Genomic DNA, 20,113 nt, shown 5'->3' with positions numbered 1-20,113 from the left:
TCTCCCAGTCAGATTGATTTGTTTACCTTCACGTCATAACCCATGCTGACCGTCCCGGCACTGCCGCCGGAGGCGTTCTGCACGACGTATTCGTGCTTCACTCGCGAGAATGAAAGGCTGACTTCTTCCCGGGGCGCGCGCATATTGATGTTGTGAGCCGGTTTCACCTGCGTGATCAGGACGTCCTCCATCGTGATCCTAAGAAACTCAAGCGGCTTGCCACCCGCCTTGCGCATCGTCAGCACTGCGCTGCCGATATGTTTCCCGGTCAGGCAGTACTGAATCAGATTGGGCGTGGCGCGGTCGACATAGTGTTCGAACGTCAGGTCCTCAACGGTCGCCTTGCCTGCGCCGCCGCCCCTTCCTGCGTGCATGTTCGATGGCTGCTTCACCGACCATTCCCACGTCAGAACCTCAATCTCTTTCGAATGGCTGGCGTCCGTCGCTTCGCCCTCGATTCCTGTCAGCTTCAAGAAAATGTCCTGCGCCATCAGATGCTCCCGTCGTTGGTTGAGAAACAACTCAGGGAGCCTATCGATCGGCAAAGAAGTGATCTATAGAACTAGTTCGAAAGGCGCCGCCGCCCCGGACTTGCCGCCACCCACCCCTTTTCGCCAACCGCGAAATCCCCCTTTCGCCAATGACTACCGGGCGGTTGGCAGCGTCTGACCGCTTGGGCGGGCCCCCGCGTGGCATAATCGATTGCGATGTCAAGCAATCACCGGCCACGCCGGAGGCGCGGCACAATAGCGGCGCCGACCCGCGAAGGCATCCGGTAAATAACAATCCCCTGCAAACCACTGCGCGGACCTGCGCCGTTCCTGCCCGGACGGACGGTTCGCCCCCCCTGCATCATGGCCAAGACGCTCTACGACAAACTCTGGGATGACCACACCGTCCACGTCGAGGAAGACGGCACGACGCTGCTCTACATCGATCGCCACCTGCTGCACGAAGTGACCAGCCCGCAGGCGTTCGAGGGGCTGAAGCTGGCGGAGCGTCCGGTGTGGCGCATCAGCGCGAACCTGGCCGTGTCCGACCACAACGTCCCGACCACGGACCGTACGGAAGGCATCACCGACCCCGTCTCGAAGCTTCAGGTCGATACGCTCGACGCCAACTGCGACGCCTTCGGCATCACCCAGTTCAAGATGAACGATCACCGCCAGGGCATCGTCCACGTGATCGGGCCGGAGCAGGGCGCCACGCTGCCGGGCATGACGGTGGTCTGCGGCGATTCGCACACCAGCACGCACGGCGCGTTCGGCGCGCTGGCGCACGGCATCGGTACGTCCGAGGTGGAGCACGTGCTGGCCACGCAGACGCTGCTGGGCAAGAAGGCCAAGAACATGCTGATCCGCGTGGAAGGCAAGCTGCCGCGCGGCTGCACCGCCAAGGACATCGTGCTGGCCATCATCGGCAAGATCGGCACGGCTGGCGGTACGGGCTACACCATGGAATTCGCCGGGTCCGCCATCCGCGACCTGACGATGGAAGGCCGCATGACCGTCTGCAACATGGCGATCGAAGCTGGCGCGCGCGCCGGCATGGTGGCCGTGGATGACGTGACGCTGGAATACGTGAAGGGTCGTCCGTACGCGCCGCAGGGCGTGGAATGGGACCAGGCCGTGGCCTATTGGCGCACGCTGCATTCGGACGCAGGCGCCCACTTCGACAAGGTGGTTGAACTGCGCGGCGAGGACATCCGTCCGCAGGTCACCTGGGGCACGTCGCCCGAGATGGTGGTCAGCATCGAGGACCGCGTACCCGATCCCGAGAAGGAAAAAGACCCGAACCGCCGCAACGCCATGGAGCGCGCGCTCGAGTACATGAACCTGCAGCCGAACGTCCCGATGGAGTCGATCCAGATCGACAAGGTGTTCATCGGCTCCTGCACCAACAGCCGCATCGAGGACATGCGCGCCGCCGCCTGGGTGGTGCAGAAGCTGGGCCGCAAGGTAGCCGGCAACGTGAAGCTGGCGATGGTGGTGCCGGGCTCGGGCCTGGTGAAGGCGCAAGCCGAGCGCGAAGGGCTGGACAAGGTCTTCAAGGCCGCCGGCTTCGAATGGCGCGAGCCGGGCTGCTCGATGTGCCTGGCGATGAACGCCGACCGGCTGGAGCCGGGCGAGCGCTGCGCTTCCACCTCGAACCGCAACTTCGAAGGCCGCCAGGGCGCCGGCGGCCGGACCCACCTGGTCAGCCCGGCGATGGCCGCCGCCGCTGCCATCGAGGGTCATTTCGTCGACATCCGAAAGCTGGGCTGAGGCGTTACGCAACGGCATCCGTACACGGCTAATCGAATAAGCAGAACATGAAAAAGATCGTGATCACGTTCCTGGCATGCCTGGGCATGCTGCAACTGGCTGGCTGCAACACGATGGCTGGCATCGGCAAGGACACGCAGGCCGCCGGGCGTTCCCTCGAGAACGCGGCGCGCAAGTAAGGACATACTCATGGACAAGTTCACCGTACACAGCGGCCTCGTGGCGCCGCTGGACCGCGAAAACGTCGACACCGACGCCATCATCCCGAAGCAGTTCCTGAAGTCGATCAAGCGCACGGGCTTCGGCCCGAACCTGTTCGACGAATGGCGCTACAAGGACGTCGGCCAGCCCGGCCAGGACAACAGCAAGCGCCCGCTGAACCCGGACTTCGTGCTGAACCAGCAGCGCTACCAGGGCGCGAGCATCCTGCTGGCACGCAACAACTTCGGCTGCGGCAGCTCGCGCGAGCACGCGCCGTGGGCGCTCACGCAATACGGCTTCCGCGCCGTCATCGCGCCGAGCTTCGCCGATATCTTCTTCAATAACTGCTACAAGAACGGCCTGCTGCCGGTGTCGCTGACCGACCTCCAGGTCGACCACCTGTTCAACGAGACCAACGCGTTCCCGGGCTACCAGCTGACCATCGACCTGGACAAGCAGGTGGTGCTCACGCCGGGCGGCAACAGCTACCCGTTCGACATCGCCCCGTTCCGCAAGTACTGCATGCTGAACGGCTTTGACGACGTGGCGCTGACGCTGCGCCACAAGGACAAGATCAAGGCGTACGAAGCCGAGCGCCTGACGAAGATGCCCTGGCTGGGCAATCGCCTGGTCGGCTGACCGCGCAAGACACACTCCAATACAGGAAGACAGATGAAGATTGCAGTCCTGCCGGGTGACGGCATTGGTCCCGAGATCGTTGCCGAAGCTGTCAAGGTGCTCAACGCCCTCGACGAGAAATTCGAACTGGAAACGGCGCCGGTCGGCGGCGCCGGCTACGAGGCCGAAGGCCATCCGCTGCCCGAGAACACGCTGAAGCTGGCCAAGGAGGCCGATGCCATCCTGTTCGGCGCCGTGGGCGACTGGAAGTACGACAGCCTGGAGCGCCCGCTGCGCCCGGAGCAGGCCATCCTGGGCCTGCGCAAGCACCTGCAGCTGTTCGCGAACTTCCGCCCGGCGATCTGCTACCCGGAGCTGACCGGCGCCTCGAGCCTGAAGCCCGAACTGGTGGCCGGCCTGGACATCCTGATCGTGCGTGAGCTGAACGGCGACATCTACTTCGGTCAGCCGCGCGGCATGCGCGAGGCCCCGGACGGCCTGTTCAAGGGCGCCCGCGAAGCCTTCGACACGATGCGCTACAGCGAGCCCGAGATCCGCCGCATCGCCCACGTGGCGTTCCAGGCCGCAGCCAAGCGTGGCAAGAAGCTGTGCAGCGTGGACAAGGCCAACGTGCTGGAGACGTTCCAGTTCTGGAAGGACATCGTGATCGATGTCAGCAAGGAATATCCGGACGTCGAGCTGTCGCACATGTACGTCGACAACGCGGCCATGCAGCTGGTCAAGGCGCCGAAGAGCTTCGATGTGATCGTTACCGGCAATATGTTCGGCGACATCCTGTCCGACGAGGCCGCGATGCTGACCGGTTCCATCGGCATGCTGCCGTCGGCGTCGCTCGATGCCAACAACAAGGGTCTGTACGAGCCGTCGCACGGCTCGGCGCCGGACATCGCCGGCAAGGGCGTGGCCAATCCGCTGGCCACCATCCTCTCCGCCGCGATGATGCTGCGCTACTCGCTGAACAAGGCCGACCAGGCCGACCGCATCGAGAACGCCGTCAAGAAGGTGCTGGCCCAGGGCTACCGCACCGGCGACATCCTCACGCCGGGCTGCAAGCAGGTCGGCACGCGGGAGATGGGCGAAGCCGTGCTGGCTGCGCTGTAATCGGCCGTTTTTGCCAGTTCGTGCCAAAAACGGGGCCTTCGGGCCCCGTTGGCGCAAGAAAATCGTGTAGACTCCGCGAATGGTCCGAATTCCCCAGTTCCTCGCTACTGCCATCGCTGCCGTCATCACGGCCGGCGTGGGTTCGCGCGACCATACCGCGACGATTAAAACCATTACTACCAAAACGATCCCCTAAGATCGTTCGTCGTGCCTGCCCGTCTTCCCCGCGCAGCGTACGCCGGGCGAGGAAAATGGCGGGGAAGTACTCATCACATCCGAGGTAAGTCATGATTGTAGGTCTCGTCGGTTGGCGAGGAATGGTCGGCAGCGTCCTGATGCAACGCATGCAGGAAGAGCGCGATTTCGACCATATCGAGCCCGTTTTCTTCAGCACGTCCAACGCCGGCGGCAAGGCCCCGGCCATGGCGAAGAACGAAACCACGCTGAAAGATGCCAACGACATCGACGCACTGAAGCAGTGCGACGTGGTGCTCACCGCCCAGGGCGGCGACTACACCAGCGATGTCTTCCCGCGCCTGCGCGCGGCCGGCTGGAACGGCTACTGGATTGATGCGGCGTCTTCGCTGCGCATGAAGGACGACGCGATCATCGTGCTCGACCCCGTCAACAATGACGTGATCAAGGATGCACTTTCGAAGGGCGTCAAGAACTTCATCGGCGGCAACTGCACGGTCAGCTGCATGCTGATGGGCCTCGGCGGCCTGTTCGAGAACGACCTGATCGAGTGGATGACCTCCATGACCTACCAGGCGGCCTCGGGCGGCGGCGCGCAGCATATGCGCGAGCTGCTGACGCAGTTCGGCACCTTGAACGCCTCGGTCAAGCCGCTGCTGGACAACCCCGCCTCGGCCATCCTCGAGATCGACCGCACCATCCTGGCCACGCAGCACGGCCTGTCGGCGGACGAAACCAAGCAATTCGGCGTGCCGCTGGCCGGCAACCTGATTCCCTGGATCGACAAGGATCTGGGCAACGGCGTGTCGCGCGAAGAATGGAAGGGCGGCGCCGAGACCAACAAGATCCTGGGTCGCGGCGATGGCTTCCTGGGCGCGACCGGGGCCACCCCGATCGCCGTGGACGGCCTGTGCGTGCGGATTGGCGCCATGCGCTGCCACTCGCAGGCGCTGACCATCAAGCTGCGCAAGGATGTGCCGCTGGACGAGATCGAAGGCATGCTGGCCTCCCACAACCCGTGGGCCAAGGTGGTGCCGAACACGCGCGAAGCGAGCATGACCGACCTGACCCCGGCTGCCGTGACCGGCACGCTGAGCATTCCGGTGGGTCGCCTGCGCAAGATGCAGATGGGCGGCGAGTACCTCTCGGCCTTCACGGTGGGCGACCAACTGCTGTGGGGCGCCGCCGAGCCGCTGCGTCGTATGCTGCGCATTCTGATCGAGAAGTAAGCAGGTACTGAGTCTCCCCGGCATTCGTTGCGGGGAGGCAACAGAATCCGCCGCTTTCCTGCCAACGCCGCGCCCCAGCGCGGCGTTGTTACGTTCGGACCCCTATTTTTCCCAGGCTTGCGTCACAATACAGCCGGCATTCGCCTGGCCAAGGGGTCACCGTCGCGTCATTGCGGCGAAGGGGTGAGACAATCGGGCACGACGTTTTTTTCGTCCGCACCGGCCGTCCGCCCGCCTGCCAGGCATTTGGGTCGGGTTTATTTTTCGCTACTAGAAACATAAATGGAGCACGAGGTGAGTGTGAGCCTACATCGCCGGAAAGATGCGCCTACTGTCCGTCAGCGCTGGTCAACGCTGGCCGTCACGGCTCTCGGTTTGCTGCTGATGCAGCCCGCCGCGTACGCCGCGGGGTTCGGACAATTACGGGTACAGTCCAATCTGGGGCAACCGCTCCAGGCTGAAATCGATATCAGCGGCGTTTCGGCCGAGGAAGCGGACAGTCTCAACGTCAAGCTTGCCTCGCCGGCCGCCTACGCCAGGGCAGGGCTGACGTACCTGCCGGCCGTGTCCGGCGTGCGACTCCAGGTGGAGCAGCGCCCCAACGGCACCTATGTGGCAACCGTCCGTTCCAACCAGCCGATCAGCGAACCGTTCGTCGACATCCTCGTCGACATGAGCTGGTCGAGCGGCAAGGTGACGCGCGCCTACACGTTCCTGCTCGATCCAGCGGGCGCGAAGTCCAACCAGAGCTTCGCCCCGACCACGGTGGTGCAGGCGGCTACGCCCGATGCGTCCCCGGCCGAGGCCCCCGCGCAGGCGGCCAAGCCCGCCGCGCCGGTGCCGGCCGCCGCGTCGTCGGAGGCCGCTCGTCCGGCTCCGGCCCCGCGCCAGCCGCGCCGCGCCGCCGCCCCGGCGGCCCCCGCATCGACCGACGGCGCTGCCGCCGGCGAGCCATACACGATCCAGCGCGGCGACACGCTGTCCAGCATTGCCGGCGATGCCGCGCAGGGCCAGGACGTGTCGCTCGAGCAGATGCTGCTCGCGCTGTATCGGAATAATCCGAATGCATTCATCGGCGGCAACATCAACCGGATCAAGTCCGGCGCGGTGTTGAAGGTGCCGAGCGCCCAGCAGGCGCAGTCCGTGAGCCCGCGCGAAGCTCGCCGCGAGGTCGTGGCGCGCACGCAGGGCTTCGACAGCTACCGCAGCCGTCTGGCCGCCGCCGCTGCCGCGAAGTCCGTGGAAGCGGGCTCGGGGCGTGAGCAGTCCGGCAACGTGACGGCGCGCGTGCAGGACACCACGGTGCCCGCCGCCGGTCCGCGCGACGAACTGAAGCTGAGCAAGGCAGACCGCGCCGCGCAGGCCAAGGCGCAAGCCCAGGCCGAAGCCGAAGTGGCCTCGCAGCGCAAGCTGAAGGACGCCGAGTCGAAGCTGGCCCAGCTCGAGAAGAACGTCACGGACATGCAGCGCCTGATGGAGCTGAAGAATGCCGAGATCGCCAAGCTGAACCAGGCCAAGGCGGCTCCGGCCCAGGCTGCTGCGCCGGCCACGCCGGCGGCCAGCACCGCGCCGACCGTGGTGCCCGCCGAGCCGGCCAAGCCCGCTGACACGGCGACTGCCGCGACGAGCACGGCCACGCCGACGCCGGCTCCGGCCGCCACGGCAGCTGCACCGGCCTCCGCAGCCGATGCCGCCGCGCCGGCCGCAGCCGCTGTGGCTGCAACGGCCGCCGCTTCGGCGCCGCAGGCAGACGCCGCCGCACCCGCCCCGGCCGCCGCCGCTTCCGCCCCTGTGGCCGTGAAGAAGCCCGCGCCGCGCGTGCAGCCCGCACCGGTACCGGAGCCCTCGTTCCTGGACGAACTGCTGGGCAACCCGATGCTGCTGCCGGGCGCCGGCCTGCTGGTCGCGCTGCTGGGCGGCTATGCCGTCTATCGTCGCCGCCAGAAGCAGAAGACCGCTGACAACGGCGGCTTCGGCGACAGCATCCTGTCGCAGGAAAGCACGGTGATGGCCGGTGGCCATTCGCTGTTCGGCACCGCCGGCGGCCAGAGCGTGGATACCTCGCAGCACAGCGTGTTCGGCGCCGATTTCCGGATCGGCAACAACTCGCCGGAAGCTACCGAGGTGGACCCGATCGCCGAGGCGGAGGTGTATATCGCCTACGGGCGCGACGTGCAGGCCGAAGAAATCCTGCGCGAAGCGCTGCAACAGAGCCCGGAGCGTCAGGCCATTCGCCTGAAGCTGCTGGAGATTTACAACACTCGCCAGGATGTGGAAGGTTTCCGAGTGATTGCAGAAGAAATGTTCGCCCAGACGGGCGGGCAAGGCGCGGACTGGCTGCAGGCCGCCGAAATGGGTCGCAAGCTGGACCCGAGCAATGCCTTGTATTTGTCGGTAGCGCCGGACGCCACGGCCGAAGTGGATACCACCACGCCGGTCGCGGACCAATGGCGCACGCAGGACCCCGCGCACAACCTCGAGCAACCGCCGCGCGAGCCCGCCATGGCGGATCTGGCGCTGCCGCTCGACGCCTTCCCGGCGCCCGCGCCGGGGGAGCCCATCGTGGCACCGGAGTCGGCCTCGCTGGTATTCGGTAACGAATTCCAAGCGGAACCGGTGGCACGTCTGGATGACGTACTCGACGAAAGCCACGACACCGGCCTCGACATGCCGGCTGACCTGGAAAGCCGCCACCTGGCCGAGGTGCCGGCGCTCGATACCCCGACGCGTTCGCGTCCGCTGGAGTTCGACATGTCGGGCATCTCGCTCGACCTGAACCCCGGCAGCGCCGGCAAGTCGGCGGGCAACGACCCGCTGGCCGACTCGGTGCCGCTCCCGGCGCCGACGATGCTGCAGAACGGCCGTCTGGCCGAGCCGATCGACCTGAGTCGCGTGACGTCCGAGGGCGGTGGTGACACCACCCACGGCGTGTCCGCCAGCACCCTGTCCGCCAACGGCATGGACGGCGGCCGCGACATGCAGATCAAGCTCGACCTGGCGCGTGCCTACATCGAGATCGGCGACAAGGAAGGGGCCCGCGAACTACTCCAGGAAGTGGTGGATCAGTCGCAAGACCCGCTCCAGGCCGAAGCGCGCACGCTGCTGCGCGAGGTGGCCTGACCGGTAGCGGTCAGGCGTCGGAAAACGGCCTGCAAAGGCCGGTATGATGGAGGGCTTGCACGGCGCCACGCCGTTGCGGCCCGAAGCGATGCGCCGGAAGCGTCCCTTCCGGCGCATTTTCTTTTGGGATCCATGAATCGCATCGCCATCGGGCTTCAGTACGACGGGTCGGCCTTCTCGGGCTGGCAGGCGCAACCGCACCGCAATACCGTGCAGGACCATCTGGAAGACGCCATCGAGCGTTTTGCCGGGACTCGCCTGCTGACCACGGTGGCGGGGCGTACCGATGCCGGCGTGCATGCGCTCGGGCAGGTGATTCATCTCGATACCGAACTCTCGCGCGACAAGTTTTCCTGGGTGCGCGGCATCAACGCCTTCCTGCCGCCGTCGGTCGCCCTGCAATGGGCCGAGCCGGTGGACGAGGGCTTCCACGCGCGCTTCCTGGCGTTCGAGCGCAAGTATTACTACGCGCTCTACACCGGCCCGCACCGCGTGCCAATGCTGCATGGCCGCGCCGGCTACCTGATGCTCCCGCCGGGCCAGCAGCTCGACGTGGACGCCATGCGCGCCGCCGCGAGCTGCCTGCTGGGCGAGCACGATTTCTCGGCCTTCCGCGCCGCCGAATGCCAGGCCAAGTCGCCCATCAAGACGATGTACGACGTGACCCTGAGGGCCGACGGCAACTGGGTCTTCCTGCGCTTCCGCGCCAGCGCCTTCCTGCACCACATGGTGCGCAACCTGATGGGTTCCCTCGTAGCGGTAGGGCGGGGCCGCTATCCGGTGAGCTGGATGGCCGAAGTGCTGGCCGGCCGCGACCGCCGTCTGGCTGCGCCCACCTTCATGCCCGATGGCCTCTACCTGGCCGGCGTGAAGTATCCTGAGCCGTACCGGCTGCCCGCCGCGGACCCGTCCGCGAGCTTCTTCCACGGAGTCTTTACCGATGACGGCGCCTGATTTCAGCCAGATGCCCGGCCGCACCCGCGTCAAGATCTGCGGCCTGACCCGCGAGGACGACGTACGCGCCGCCGTGGATGCCGGCGCCGACGCCATCGGCCTGGTCTGCTACGCCGGCAGCCCGCGCTATGTGGACGTGGCGCGCGCGGCGGCACTGGCCGAGCGAGTCGCGCCGTTCGTCTCGGTGGTTGGCCTGTTCGTCAATGCCGATGCCGAGGAAGTGGCCCACGTGGCGGAGCGAGTGCCGTTGACGCTACTTCAGTTCCACGGTGACGAGACCCCCGAGCAGTGCGCGGAGATCGCCCGGCGCTGCCGGCTGCCCTTCATGCGTGCGGCCCGTGTTCGTCCGGGGCTCGATTTGGTAGAATTCGCCGATCAATACCGTGACGCCGCCGGCCTGTTGCTCGATGCCTTCGTGGAAGGCTATGGCGGTGGCGGCCACGTCTTCGACTGGACCCTGATTCCCGGCCAATGGCTTCCGACCGATCCGGCGCTGGTTTCCACCTCGCAGCCGGCACCCTCCGTGCCCCCCAAGGGCAGCCCGAACGCAAACGGCGCTCCTCGCATCGTTTTGAGTGGTGGGTTGAACGCGCAAAACGTCGCTGGCGCGATTGAGCGCGTACGCCCCTACGCCGTGGATGTGAGCAGCGGCGTGGAGGCGTCGAAGGGCGTGAAGGACCACGCCCGCATTGCCGCGTTCGTGCGTGCCGTGCGCATGGCGGAAGCAGGGTGACCCGGGGCCTCCCGGACCCGTTCCCGCCGCCTGCCGGCCGCATCCCCGAATTTCAGCGCCCCTGCCCGAACCGGGCCGGTGCGCCATCCTGAGAGCCTGGACATGTACGACTTGCCCGATTCCCGTGGCCATTTCGGCCCCTATGGCGGCACCTTCGTTTCCGAAACGCTGGTTCACGCGCTGGACGAGCTGCGCGAAGCCTATGCGCAATCCCAGAACGATCCCGCGTTCGACGCCGAATACCGGCGCGAGCTGAAGCACTTCGTCGGCCGCCCGTCGCCGATCTACCATGCGCAGCGCTGGAGCGAGACGCTCGGCGGGGCCCAGATCTTCCTCAAGCGCGAAGACCTGAACCACACCGGCGCGCACAAGATCAACAATGTGATTGGTCAGGCGATTCTGGCCCGCAAGATGGGCAAGAAGCGCGTGATTGCCGAAACCGGCGCCGGCATGCACGGCGTGGCCACGGCGACGATCGCCGCGCGCTTCGGCATGGAATGCGTGGTCTACATGGGGGCCGAGGACGTGCAGCGTCAGGCCGCCAACGTCTACCGCATGAAGCTGCTCGGTGCCACCGTCGTGCCCGTGGAGTCCGGCTCGCGCACGCTCAAGGACGCGCTCAATGAAGCGATGCGCGACTGGGTGACCAACGTGGAATCCACGTTCTACATCATCGGTACCGTGGCGGGCCCGCACCCGTACCCGATGATGGTGCGTGACTTCCAGTGCGTGATCGGCGAGGAAGCCAAGGTGCAGATGCCCGAGTTGGCCGGCCGCCAGCCAGACGCGGTCATCGCGTGCGTGGGAGGTGGCTCCAATGCGATGGGCATCTTCTATCCGTATATCGACTATCCCGATGTGCAGCTGATCGGCGTGGAAGCCGCCGGCGACGGCCTGGAGACGGGCCGCCACGCGGCGTCGCTGACCGGCGGCTCGCCGGGCGTGCTGCACGGCAACCGCACCTACCTGCTGCAGGACGCCAACGGCCAGATCATCGAGACCCATTCGGTCTCGGCCGGCCTGGACTACCCGGGCGTGGGTCCCGAGCACGCGTGGCTCAAGGACATCGGCCGCGCGCAGTACGTGCCGATTACCGACGACGAGGCGCTCAAGGCCTTCCATGACTGCTGCCGCATCGAGGGCATCATCCCGGCGCTGGAGTCGAGCCATGCCATCGCCTACGCCTGCAAGCTGGCGCCGACGCTGCCGAAGGACAAGCTACTGCTGGTGAACCTCTCCGGACGGGGCGACAAGGACATGCACACCGTGGCCGAACGTGCGGGGCTGAAGCTCTGATGCAAGTGCTGCCTCCCGAATCCGACCTGCTGGACTCCTCCGCGTTGCGGCTCTATCAGGAAGACGTGCTGGAAGGGATCTCCAAGATCCCCGACGGCTCCATCGATCTCGTCGTGGCTGACCCGCCCTATGGGCTGGGCAAGGACTACGGCAACGATTCCGACCGCCTCTCGGGCCAGGCCTACCTGGAATGGTCCGAGCGGTGGATGGACGCCATCGTGCCGAAAATCGCGCCGCGCGGCTCGCTCTACCTGTTCTGCACGTGGCAGTACTCGCCCGAGCTGTTCGTGATGCTCAAGCAACGGTTGACCATGATCAACGAGATCATCTGGGACCGCCGCGTGCCGAGCATGGGAGGCACCACGCGCAAGTATTCGTCGGTGCATGACAACATCGGCTTCTTCGCCCGCCAGCGCGACTACTACTTCGACCTCGACCCGGTACGGATACCGTACGATGCCGAGACCAAGAAGGCGCGCAGCCGGCCGCGCTTCGAGGGCAAGAAGTGGCTCGAGGTGGGATACAACCCGAAGGACCTGTGGAGCGTGTCCCGCATCCATCGCCAGGACCCCGAGCGCGCCGACCATCCGACCCAGAAGCCGCTCGAGATCGTGGAGCGGATGGTGCTGGCGAGCTGCCCGCCGGGCGGGCTCGTGCTCGATCCGTTCACGGGCAGCGGCACCACCGCCGTGGCCTGCGTGCGCCATGGCCGGCGCTTCGTCGGCTATGAGATGAATCCTGAGTACGCGCAACTGGTGCGCCAGCGGGTGGAGGCGGCGATCCCGCTGGTCACGCCCGCCGTGCCGGATCCGGTTCAACCCGCAGTACCCGCCGCCAATGACGATGCCGCGGAAGCCGATGCCGCCGTCCAACGCCTTATCTAATTCCTGACATGTCCCGCATCCAGAAGACTTTCGCGGCCTTGGCCGCGCAGCAGAAGAAGGGCCTGATTCCGTTCATCACCGCCGGGGATCCGGCGCCCGGCCTGACCGTGGACCTGATGCACGCGTTGGTGGCCGGTGGCGCCGATGTGATCGAACTCGGCGTGCCGTTCTCGGACCCGATGGCCGACGGCCCGGTGATCCAGCGCGCATCCGAGCGGGCGCTCGCGCAGGGCGTGACGCTGACGCAGGTGCTCGCCTGGGTCGCAGAATTCCGAAAAACCGACGCCAGCACGCCCGTCGTGCTGATGGGCTACGCCAACCCGATCGAGCGGATGGGCGACGAGGCCTTCGCCAAGGCCGCCCGCGCGGCTGGCGTGGACGGCGTGCTCGTGGTCGACTATCCGCCCGAGGAGTGCGAGGCGTTTGCCGCCCTGATGCGCGCCAATGAGATGGATCCCATCTTCCTGCTCGCCCCGACCTCCACCGATGCGCGCATCGAGGCGGTGGCGAAGGTCGCCAGCGGCTATCTTTATTACGTGTCGCTGAAGGGCGTGACCGGCTCGGCCACGATCGACCTGGAAAGCGTGGCGAGCCGCCTGCCACTGATCAAGCGCCACGCCAACCTGCCGGTGGGCGTGGGCTTCGGCATCCGCGATGCCCAGACCGCGCGCGCCATCGGCAGCGTGGCGGACGCCGTGGTGATCGGCAGCCGTCTGGTGCAACTGCTGGAAGACGCCCCGCGCGACCAGGCAGTGACCGCGCTGCGCGACTTCATCGCCGAAATCCGCGAGGCCCTGGACGCCTGAGCCGCGGCAAAACGTGACGCCATGCCGACATCGACATGGCTTGATTGTGATCGATGTATCACAATCGACGCGATTTGCTTCGGCCAGACCGGCCCGGCATGGTAAATTCGCGGCCTGATTCCCTGCCGTCTCACCGTCAGCGCCTGCGCATGCAGGCTGGCGCGCGGGCGGCGGCTATCCGTAAGGAGCTTTCATGAGCTGGTTGGATAAACTCCTGCCTCCCAAGATTCAACAGACCGACCCCTCCACCCGCAAGGGCATTCCGGAAGGGCTGTGGGTCAAGTGCCCGGCGTGCGAGTCCACGCTGTACCGGACCGACGTCGAGGCCAATCTGCACGTCTGCCCGAAGTGCGACCACCATATGCGCATCCGCTCGCGCGAGCGGCTGGACGCGCTGCTGGACGCCGAAGGCCGCTATGAAATCGGCCAGGAAATCGTGCCGGTGGACGCGCTGAAGTTCAAGGACACCAAGAAGTACCCGGACCGCATCAAGGCCGCCATGGAAGAGACTGGCGAGACCGATGCGATGGTCGTCATCGGCGGTGCCATCCACACCATTCCGGTGGTGGTGAGCTGCTTCGAGTTCGAGTTCATGGGCGGTTCGATGGGCTCCGTGGTGGGCGAGCGCTTCGCGCGCGGCGCGCAGGCGGCGCTCGAGCAGAAGGTGCCGTTTATCTGCATTACCGCCACGGGCGGCGCGCGCATGCAGGAAAGCCTGCTGTCGCTGATGCAGATGGCCAAGACCACGGCCATGCTGAACCAGCTGGCCAACGCCAAGCTGCCGTTCATCAGCGTGCTGACGGACCCGACCATGGGCGGCGTCTCGGCCAGCTTCGCCTTCCTGGGCGACGTGGTGATTGCCGAACCCAAGGCGCTGATCGGCTTTGCCGGCCCGCGCGTGATCGAGCAGACCGTGCGCGAGAAGCTGCCGGAAGGCTTCCAGCGTGCCGAGTTCCTGCTGCAGAAGGGCGCGATCGACATGATCGTCGACCGTCGCAAGCTGCGCGCCGAGCTGGCGCAACTGCTGGCGCTGCTGCAGAAGCAACCGGCGGACGCGGTAGCCTGACGCGATTCGTGTGAATGCAGGACAATGGCGCGGGTGCCCCCACCCGCGCCATTTTGTTTTTCCAGTTTTGAATCTGGTTTTCCCATGCCCATCTTCCACAATCTCCCCGACTGGCTGACCCATCTGGAAAGCGCCCACCCCGTGGGCATCGACATGGGCCTGACCCGCATCACGCGCGTCAAGGAAGCGCTGGGCCTGCGCATCGACGCTGTGGTCTTCACCGTGGGCGGCACCAACGGCAAGGGTTCGACGTGCGCGATGCTCGAGTGCATCCTGCTCGAGGCCGGCTACAAGGTCGGCATGCATACCTCGCCGCACCTGATCACGTTCAACGAGCGCGCGCGCATCAACGGGGAGATGGCCACGGACGCGCAGCTGCTGCCGCACTTCGAAGCCGTCGAGCGCGCCCGCACGAGCTTTGCCGATCCGGTCAGCCTGACCTATTTCGAATTCACCACGCTGGCCATCATCCACGCCTTCGCGGCGGCCGGGCTCGACGCCATCATCCTCGAAGTGGGCCTCGGCGGACGGCTGGACGCGGTGAATGTGATCGATACGGACTGCGCGGTCATCACCAGCGTGGACATCGACCATACCCAGTACCTCGGCGACACGCGCGAGAAAATCGGCTTCGAGAAGGCGGGCATCTTCCGCCCGAACGTGCCGGCGATCTGCGGCGACCCGATGCCGCCGAAATCGCTGATCGACCATGCGGAAGCCATCGGCGCGGAATTGTGGCTCGTGGGCCGCGATTTCCACCATCAGGCGGCCAAGGGGCAGGAACGGCAGCAATGGGACTGGATTGGTCCGGACCGCAAGCTGAACGGCCTGGGCTACCCGGCGCTGCGCGGCGCCAACCAACTGCTGAACGCCTCGGCGGCGCTCGCGGCGCTGCAGGCCATGCGTCCGCGCCTGCCGGTGAGCGCGCAGGAGGTGCGTAACGGGCTCGCCTTCGTCGAATTGCCGGGCCGGTTCCAGGTGATGCCGGGCCGTCCGGCGGTGATTCTCGATGTGGCGCACAATCCACATGCAGCCGCCACGCTGGGTCAGAACCTCGAGAACATGGGCTTCTTTCGCTACACCTACGCGGTGTTCGGGGCGATGGCAGACAAGGACATTGCCGGCGTACTAAGCCACGTGGCGGACAAGGTGGACCACTGGTGCTTCTGCGACCTGCCCACCGACCGCGCCGCCAGCGCGGCGGACCTGCGCGAGCAGCTTGAGGCAGGCGGCTTCCGCGAGGGCCCGGACAATACGGCCGCGTGCTTCTCCAGTCCGGAATTGGCGTATCGCGATGCCATCGAGAGAGCGACCGAGAATGATAGAATCCTGGTCTTCGGGTCGTTCTATACGGTGGCCGGCGTGCTCGCGTATCGCGCCACGCAGGCGAATTGATCGCCGCCGGAATGACATCGCACCGAATCACTCTCTAGGCATCGGCATCCATGGGCCTGCTTTCGCTGTTCTCGTCCCGCAAGGGCTCTGATCCGGCACCGGAGCGCGGTCGTCGTACGCGCGCGGATGTGGGCGCTGGCGTCGGCGCGTCGCGCCGGTTGAACGAGGAATACGCCGACGACACCCTCGACCCCGACTTCCCGCAGAAGCAACGCGCGCGGCGCCGCCTGATTGGCGCCGTGGTACTGCTCGTGGCGGCGGTCATCGTGCTGCCTATCGTCTTCGAACACAAGCCCCGTCCGGTATCGGAGGACGTGGCGGTCAAGGTAGCCAACGGGCAGGGCGCTACGCAGAAGCCGAAGGTGGAGGCGCGCAAGGCCGATCCGCTGCCACCCACGCCGTCCGCCACGCGCAATGACGCCGCGCTGGACGCCGGCGAGGAACTCGTCAGCGCGCCAGCCGCGGCCGACAAGCCGCGTGCCGATGCCAAGCCAGAAGCCAGGCCCGATACCAAGGTCGCCGAGACCAAGCCCGCCGACAAGCCGGCTGACAAGGCCACCGGCAGCGGCAAGTTCATGATCCTGATTGGCGCGTTCTCGTCCGAAGAGCGTGCGAAGAACTGGCTGGCCAAGCTCAAGGCGAGCAAGGTGCCGGCCTATGTGGAGAAAAAGACGCTTGCCGACGGCGAGCGGATCCTGCTGCGCGCCGGCCCGTTCACCGATCGTGACGCCGCCGATGCGGCCGACAAGAAGGTCAAGGCCGTGGGCCTGACCTCCAAGGTGGTGGAACTGTAAATCGCCCCCATCTGACGGGTCATCTGCCAGGAACAAGCGCCAGACGCATGGCTTTTACTTTTTTCGATTACGGCGTTGCCTTCATCCTCGTGGCCTCGGGCCTGATCGGCATCCTGCGCGGGCTGGTCCGCGAGGTGCTGGCCCTGGTGGGCTGGGTGGTGGCCTTCCTGCTGGCCTACCACTTCGGCGCGATGGCAGCCCAGTGGATGCCGGAAACGCTGCCCGGCGGGCAGCTCACGCGCAGTGCGCTGGGCTTCCTCGCAGTGTTTCTGGGTACCTGGATCGTGTCGGCACTGGCCGGCGCCATCCTCGGCCAGTTGCTGGAAACCACGGGCCTGAAGCCCGCGGATCGCGGCCTGGGGCTGGTATTCGGCCTCGCGCGCGGCGTGCTGATCGTGATGCTGGTCGTGGTGCTGGCCGGGCTCACCAAGCTGCCGGAAGAACAATTCTGGCGCGACGCGGTGTCGCGCCCCTATGTGATGCAGGCCATGGACGAGTTGCGGCAATGGCTGCCGCCGGACCTGGCCAAGTATGTAAAGACCTGAAGTCAACGCGGGTCCCGACGCCTCCTACCGGATTGCAGCCGGGACCGCGCCCCTGAATCAAAGTTGCCTTTCCTGGGAGTGCGGCATGTGCGGTATCGTCGGCGTGGTTTCCACCAGCCCTGTCAACCAATTGATCTATGACAGCCTGCTGCTGTTGCAACACCGCGGACAGGATGCAGCTGGCATCGCCACGGCCAACGGCAGCACCTTCCACATGCACAAGGCCAACGGCCTCGTGCGCGATGTGTTCCGCACCCGCAACATGCGCGGCCTGCCGGGCACGTCCGGCATCGGTCAGGTGCGCTACCCGACGGCCGGCTCCGCCTCGAGCGAGGAAGAAGCCCAGCCGTTCTACGTGAGCGCGCCGTACGGCATCATCCTGGCCCACAACGGCAACCTGACCAACTCGGAACAGCTGCGCGAGGAGATGTTCCGCCGCGACCGTCGCCACATCAACACGCATTCGGACACCGAAGTGCTGCTGAACGTGCTGGCCGACGAACTCCAGCGCGGCAGCGACGGCCTGTCCCTGGACCCCGAGGCGATCTTCAAGGCCGTCTCCGGCATGCATCGCCGCGTGAAGGGTGCCTATGCGATTACCGCCCAGATCGCCGGCTACGGCCTGCTGGCTGTGCGCGACCCGTTCGGCATCCGCCCGCTCTGCATCGGCAGCGTCGACACCCCGACGGGCAAGGAATACCTGATCGCGTCGGAATCCGTGGCGCTGGAAGGCATGGGTTATCGCATGGAGCGCGACGTGGCGCCCGGTGAGGCCATCTTCATCGACATGGACGGCAAGTTCTACAGCAAGCAGTGCGCCGAGAACCCGGTGCTGACGCCCTGTATCTTCGAGTACGTGTACCTGGCCCGCCCGGATTCGTGCATCGATGGCGTGCCCGTCTACGACGCGCGCCTGCGCATGGGTGACTACCTGGCCGAGAAGATCCGCCGCGAAGTGTCCTCCGGCGACATCGACGTGGTCATGCCGATTCCCGACTCGAGCCGCCCGGCCGCCATGCAGGTGGCCAACTCGCTCGGCGTGGATTACCGCGAGGGCTTCTTCAAGAACCGCTACGTGGGCCGCACCTTCATCATGCCGGGCCAGGCCGTGCGCAAGAAGTCGGTACGCCAGAAGCTCAACGCCATGGGCGTGGAGTTCAAGGGCAAGAACGTGCTGATCGTCGACGATTCCATCGTGCGCGGCACCACCTCGCTCGAAATCGTCCAGATGGCCCGCGACGCCGGCGCCAACAAGGTGATCTTCGCCTCGGCCGCGCCGCCGGTGAAGTACCCGAACGTGTACGGCATCGACATGCCCACGCGCAGCGAACTGGTGGCCCACGGCCGCACCGACGAGGAAGTGGCGCAGATGATCGGCGCCGACAAGCTCGTGTACCAGGACGTGGAAGCGATGAAGCAGGCCGTGCGCGACATCAATCCGGCGCTGCGCGACTTCGACGCTTCGTGCTTCGATGGCCGCTACATCACCGGCGATATCGACGAGGAATACCTGGTGCGCCTGGAGACGGCGCGCAGCCAGGCTGACCGCGACGGCACCAATGCCGACACGGAGCGCTCGCAACTGCATTTGCAGCGCTCGGGCAACCACGATTAATCCGATCAGAAGACAGCCAGCAGCATGAGCGAACCGTTCCAACCAGAGTCCCTCGGCATCGATACCCTCGGCGTGCGCGCCGGCACGCTGCGCAGCAGCGAGTTCATGGAGCACTCCGAGGCGATGTACCTGACCTCGAGCTTCTGCTTCCACAGCGCCGCAGAGGCGGCCGAGCGGTTTGCCAACTCGGAAGAGGGCTACACGTACTCGCGCTTCACCAACCCCACGGTGTCGATGTTCCAGTCGCGGCTGGCGGCGCTGGAGGGCGGCGAGGCGTGCATGGCCACGGCATCGGGCATGAGCGCGATCCTCTCCGTGGCGCTGGCGTCGCTGCAATCGGGTGACCATCTGGTCAGCTCGCGGTCGATCTTCGGCTCGACCATGACGCTGTTCAACACGATCCTTGCCAAGTTCGGCGTGGAGACGACCTACGTGGACACGGGCGACCTGTCCGCGTGGCGCGCCGCCGTGCGCCCGAATACGAAGCTGTTCTTCCTGGAAACGCCGTCGAATCCGCTGACCGAGGTCTCGGACATCGCGGCGATTGCCGACATCGCCCACAATGCGGGCGCGCTGTTCGTGGTAGACAACTGCTTCTGCTCGCCGGCGCTGCAGCAGCCGATCAAGTTCGGCGCGGACGTGGTGGTGCACTCGGCCACCAAGCACATCGACGGCCAGGGGCGGGTGCTGGGCGGCGCGGTGGTCGGCAAGCACGACTACATCATGGGCAAGCTCTTCCCGTTCGTGCGCACGGCCGGCCCGACGCTGTCCGCGTTCAATGCGTGGGTGATGCTCAAGGGCATGGAGACGCTGGCCATCCGCATGGAGCGGCATTCGCAGAGCGCGTTGGCGGTGGCCGAGTTCCTGGAGTCGCACCCGGCCGTGGCCAAGGTGTACCACCCGGCGCTGAAGTCCCACCCGCAGTACGACATCGCCATGCGCCAGCAGAGCGGCGGCGGGGCGATCGTCTCGTTCGAGCTGAAGGGCGCCACGCCCGAGCAGCAGCGCGCCAATGCCTGGCGAGTGATCGACAGCACGAAGGTGTGCTCGATCACGGGCAACCTCGGCGACACGCGCACGACCATCACGCATCCGTACACCACCACGCACGGCCGCGTGGCGCCGGAAGCGAAGGCGGCGGCGGGCATCACCGAAGGGCTGATCCGCTTGTCCGTGGGACTGGAATCGGTGGTCGACCTGAAGGCCGACCTGCTGCGCGGGCTCGGCCAGTAAGCCAGTAAGTCGTATCGTTTTAACCCCTCTCCCGGTGCCGGGA

The 20,113-nt window shown here is 66.2% G+C and carries 18 protein-coding genes; 17 read left to right on the top strand and 1 reads right to left on the bottom strand.

What is annotated here, in order from left to right:
• Positions 1-8 precede the first annotated feature (8 nt).
• Complete coding sequence (locus BM115_RS02305; protein ID WP_092290151.1) at positions 9-491, bottom strand: Hcp family type VI secretion system effector; 483 nt, start codon at positions 489-491, stop codon at positions 9-11.
• A gap of 363 nt (positions 492-854) precedes the next feature.
• On the opposite strand from BM115_RS02305, the gene leuC reads away from it, so the two are divergent.
• From leuC to BM115_RS02220, 17 genes are all read left to right on the top strand, one after another.
• Positions 855-2,264, top strand: a complete 1,410-nt coding sequence (gene leuC / locus BM115_RS02300; RefSeq protein WP_092290149.1) for a 3-isopropylmalate dehydratase large subunit — start codon at positions 855-857, stop codon at positions 2,262-2,264.
• 47 nt (positions 2,265-2,311) lie between these two features.
• The gene (locus BM115_RS02295; protein WP_092290135.1) at positions 2,312-2,443 is read left to right on the top strand and encodes an entericidin A/B family lipoprotein; all 132 of its coding nucleotides are present in this window, start codon (positions 2,312-2,314) and stop codon (positions 2,441-2,443) included.
• Between the two features lie 10 nt (positions 2,444-2,453).
• Positions 2,454-3,104 carry a 3-isopropylmalate dehydratase small subunit gene (gene leuD / locus BM115_RS02290; RefSeq protein ID WP_092290133.1) on the top strand — a complete coding sequence of 217 codons (651 nt, stop codon included), beginning with the start codon at positions 2,454-2,456 and terminating at the stop codon, positions 3,102-3,104.
• Positions 3,105-3,137: 33 nt separating this feature from the next.
• Positions 3,138-4,205: a 3-isopropylmalate dehydrogenase gene (gene leuB, locus BM115_RS02285; RefSeq protein ID WP_092290132.1), complete on the top strand. Its 1,068-nt coding sequence runs from the start codon at positions 3,138-3,140 to the stop codon at positions 4,203-4,205.
• Between the two features lie 287 nt (positions 4,206-4,492).
• The gene (gene asd / locus BM115_RS02280; protein ID WP_092290130.1) at positions 4,493-5,629 is read left to right on the top strand and encodes an aspartate-semialdehyde dehydrogenase; all 1,137 of its coding nucleotides are present in this window, start codon (positions 4,493-4,495) and stop codon (positions 5,627-5,629) included.
• Positions 5,630-5,911: 282 nt separating this feature from the next.
• Positions 5,912-8,749, top strand: a complete 2,838-nt coding sequence (locus BM115_RS02275; protein WP_255370661.1) for a motility hub landmark protein FimV — start codon at positions 5,912-5,914, stop codon at positions 8,747-8,749.
• Positions 8,750-8,881: 132 nt separating this feature from the next.
• Positions 8,882-9,703, top strand: coding sequence for a tRNA pseudouridine(38-40) synthase TruA (gene truA / locus BM115_RS02270; RefSeq protein WP_092290128.1), 822 nt, complete (start codon positions 8,882-8,884; stop codon positions 9,701-9,703).
• Positions 9,690-10,436: a phosphoribosylanthranilate isomerase gene (locus BM115_RS02265; RefSeq protein ID WP_092290126.1), complete on the top strand. Its 747-nt coding sequence runs from the start codon at positions 9,690-9,692 to the stop codon at positions 10,434-10,436. The genes truA and BM115_RS02265 overlap by 14 nt, the downstream gene beginning before the upstream one ends.
• Positions 10,437-10,538: 102 nt before the next feature.
• Positions 10,539-11,732 carry a tryptophan synthase subunit beta gene (trpB, locus tag BM115_RS02260; protein WP_092290124.1) on the top strand — a complete coding sequence of 398 codons (1,194 nt, stop codon included), beginning with the start codon at positions 10,539-10,541 and terminating at the stop codon, positions 11,730-11,732.
• Entirely contained in the window at positions 11,732-12,616 is an 885-nt protein-coding gene (locus BM115_RS02255; protein ID WP_092290121.1) for a DNA-methyltransferase, read from the top strand. Before trpB ends, BM115_RS02255 begins: the two co-directional genes overlap by 1 nt.
• A gap of 8 nt (positions 12,617-12,624) precedes the next feature.
• Entirely contained in the window at positions 12,625-13,422 is a 798-nt protein-coding gene (gene trpA / locus BM115_RS02250) for a tryptophan synthase subunit alpha (RefSeq protein ID WP_092290113.1), read from the top strand.
• 193 nt (positions 13,423-13,615) lie between these two features.
• Entirely contained in the window at positions 13,616-14,488 is an 873-nt protein-coding gene (accD, locus tag BM115_RS02245; protein ID WP_092290111.1) for an acetyl-CoA carboxylase, carboxyltransferase subunit beta, read from the top strand.
• An 84-nt stretch (positions 14,489-14,572) separates the two neighbouring features.
• The gene (gene folC, locus BM115_RS02240; protein WP_092290109.1) at positions 14,573-15,883 is read left to right on the top strand and encodes a bifunctional tetrahydrofolate synthase/dihydrofolate synthase; all 1,311 of its coding nucleotides are present in this window, start codon (positions 14,573-14,575) and stop codon (positions 15,881-15,883) included.
• A 50-nt stretch (positions 15,884-15,933) separates the two neighbouring features.
• Positions 15,934-16,677, top strand: coding sequence for an SPOR domain-containing protein (locus BM115_RS02235; RefSeq protein ID WP_092290107.1), 744 nt, complete (start codon positions 15,934-15,936; stop codon positions 16,675-16,677).
• Between the two features lie 47 nt (positions 16,678-16,724).
• Entirely contained in the window at positions 16,725-17,222 is a 498-nt protein-coding gene (locus tag BM115_RS02230; RefSeq protein WP_092290105.1) for a CvpA family protein, read from the top strand.
• An 85-nt stretch (positions 17,223-17,307) separates the two neighbouring features.
• A complete protein-coding gene (purF, locus tag BM115_RS02225; RefSeq protein ID WP_092290103.1) occupies positions 17,308-18,837 on the top strand; it encodes an amidophosphoribosyltransferase in 1,530 nt (509 codons plus the stop codon).
• A 24-nt stretch (positions 18,838-18,861) separates the two neighbouring features.
• Positions 18,862-20,070 (top strand): O-succinylhomoserine sulfhydrylase, encoded by a 1,209-nt coding sequence (locus BM115_RS02220; RefSeq protein ID WP_092290101.1) that lies wholly within the window; start codon positions 18,862-18,864, stop codon positions 20,068-20,070.
• The last annotated feature ends 43 nt before the right edge of the window (positions 20,071-20,113 follow it).

Origin of the sequence: Cupriavidus sp. OV096 (assembly GCF_900115455.1) — a bacterium.
GTDB lineage: Bacteria > Pseudomonadota > Gammaproteobacteria > Burkholderiales > Burkholderiaceae > Cupriavidus.
The sequence above is the reverse complement of the archived record's forward strand: the minus strand, read 5'-3'. Positions and strand labels throughout refer to the sequence as shown.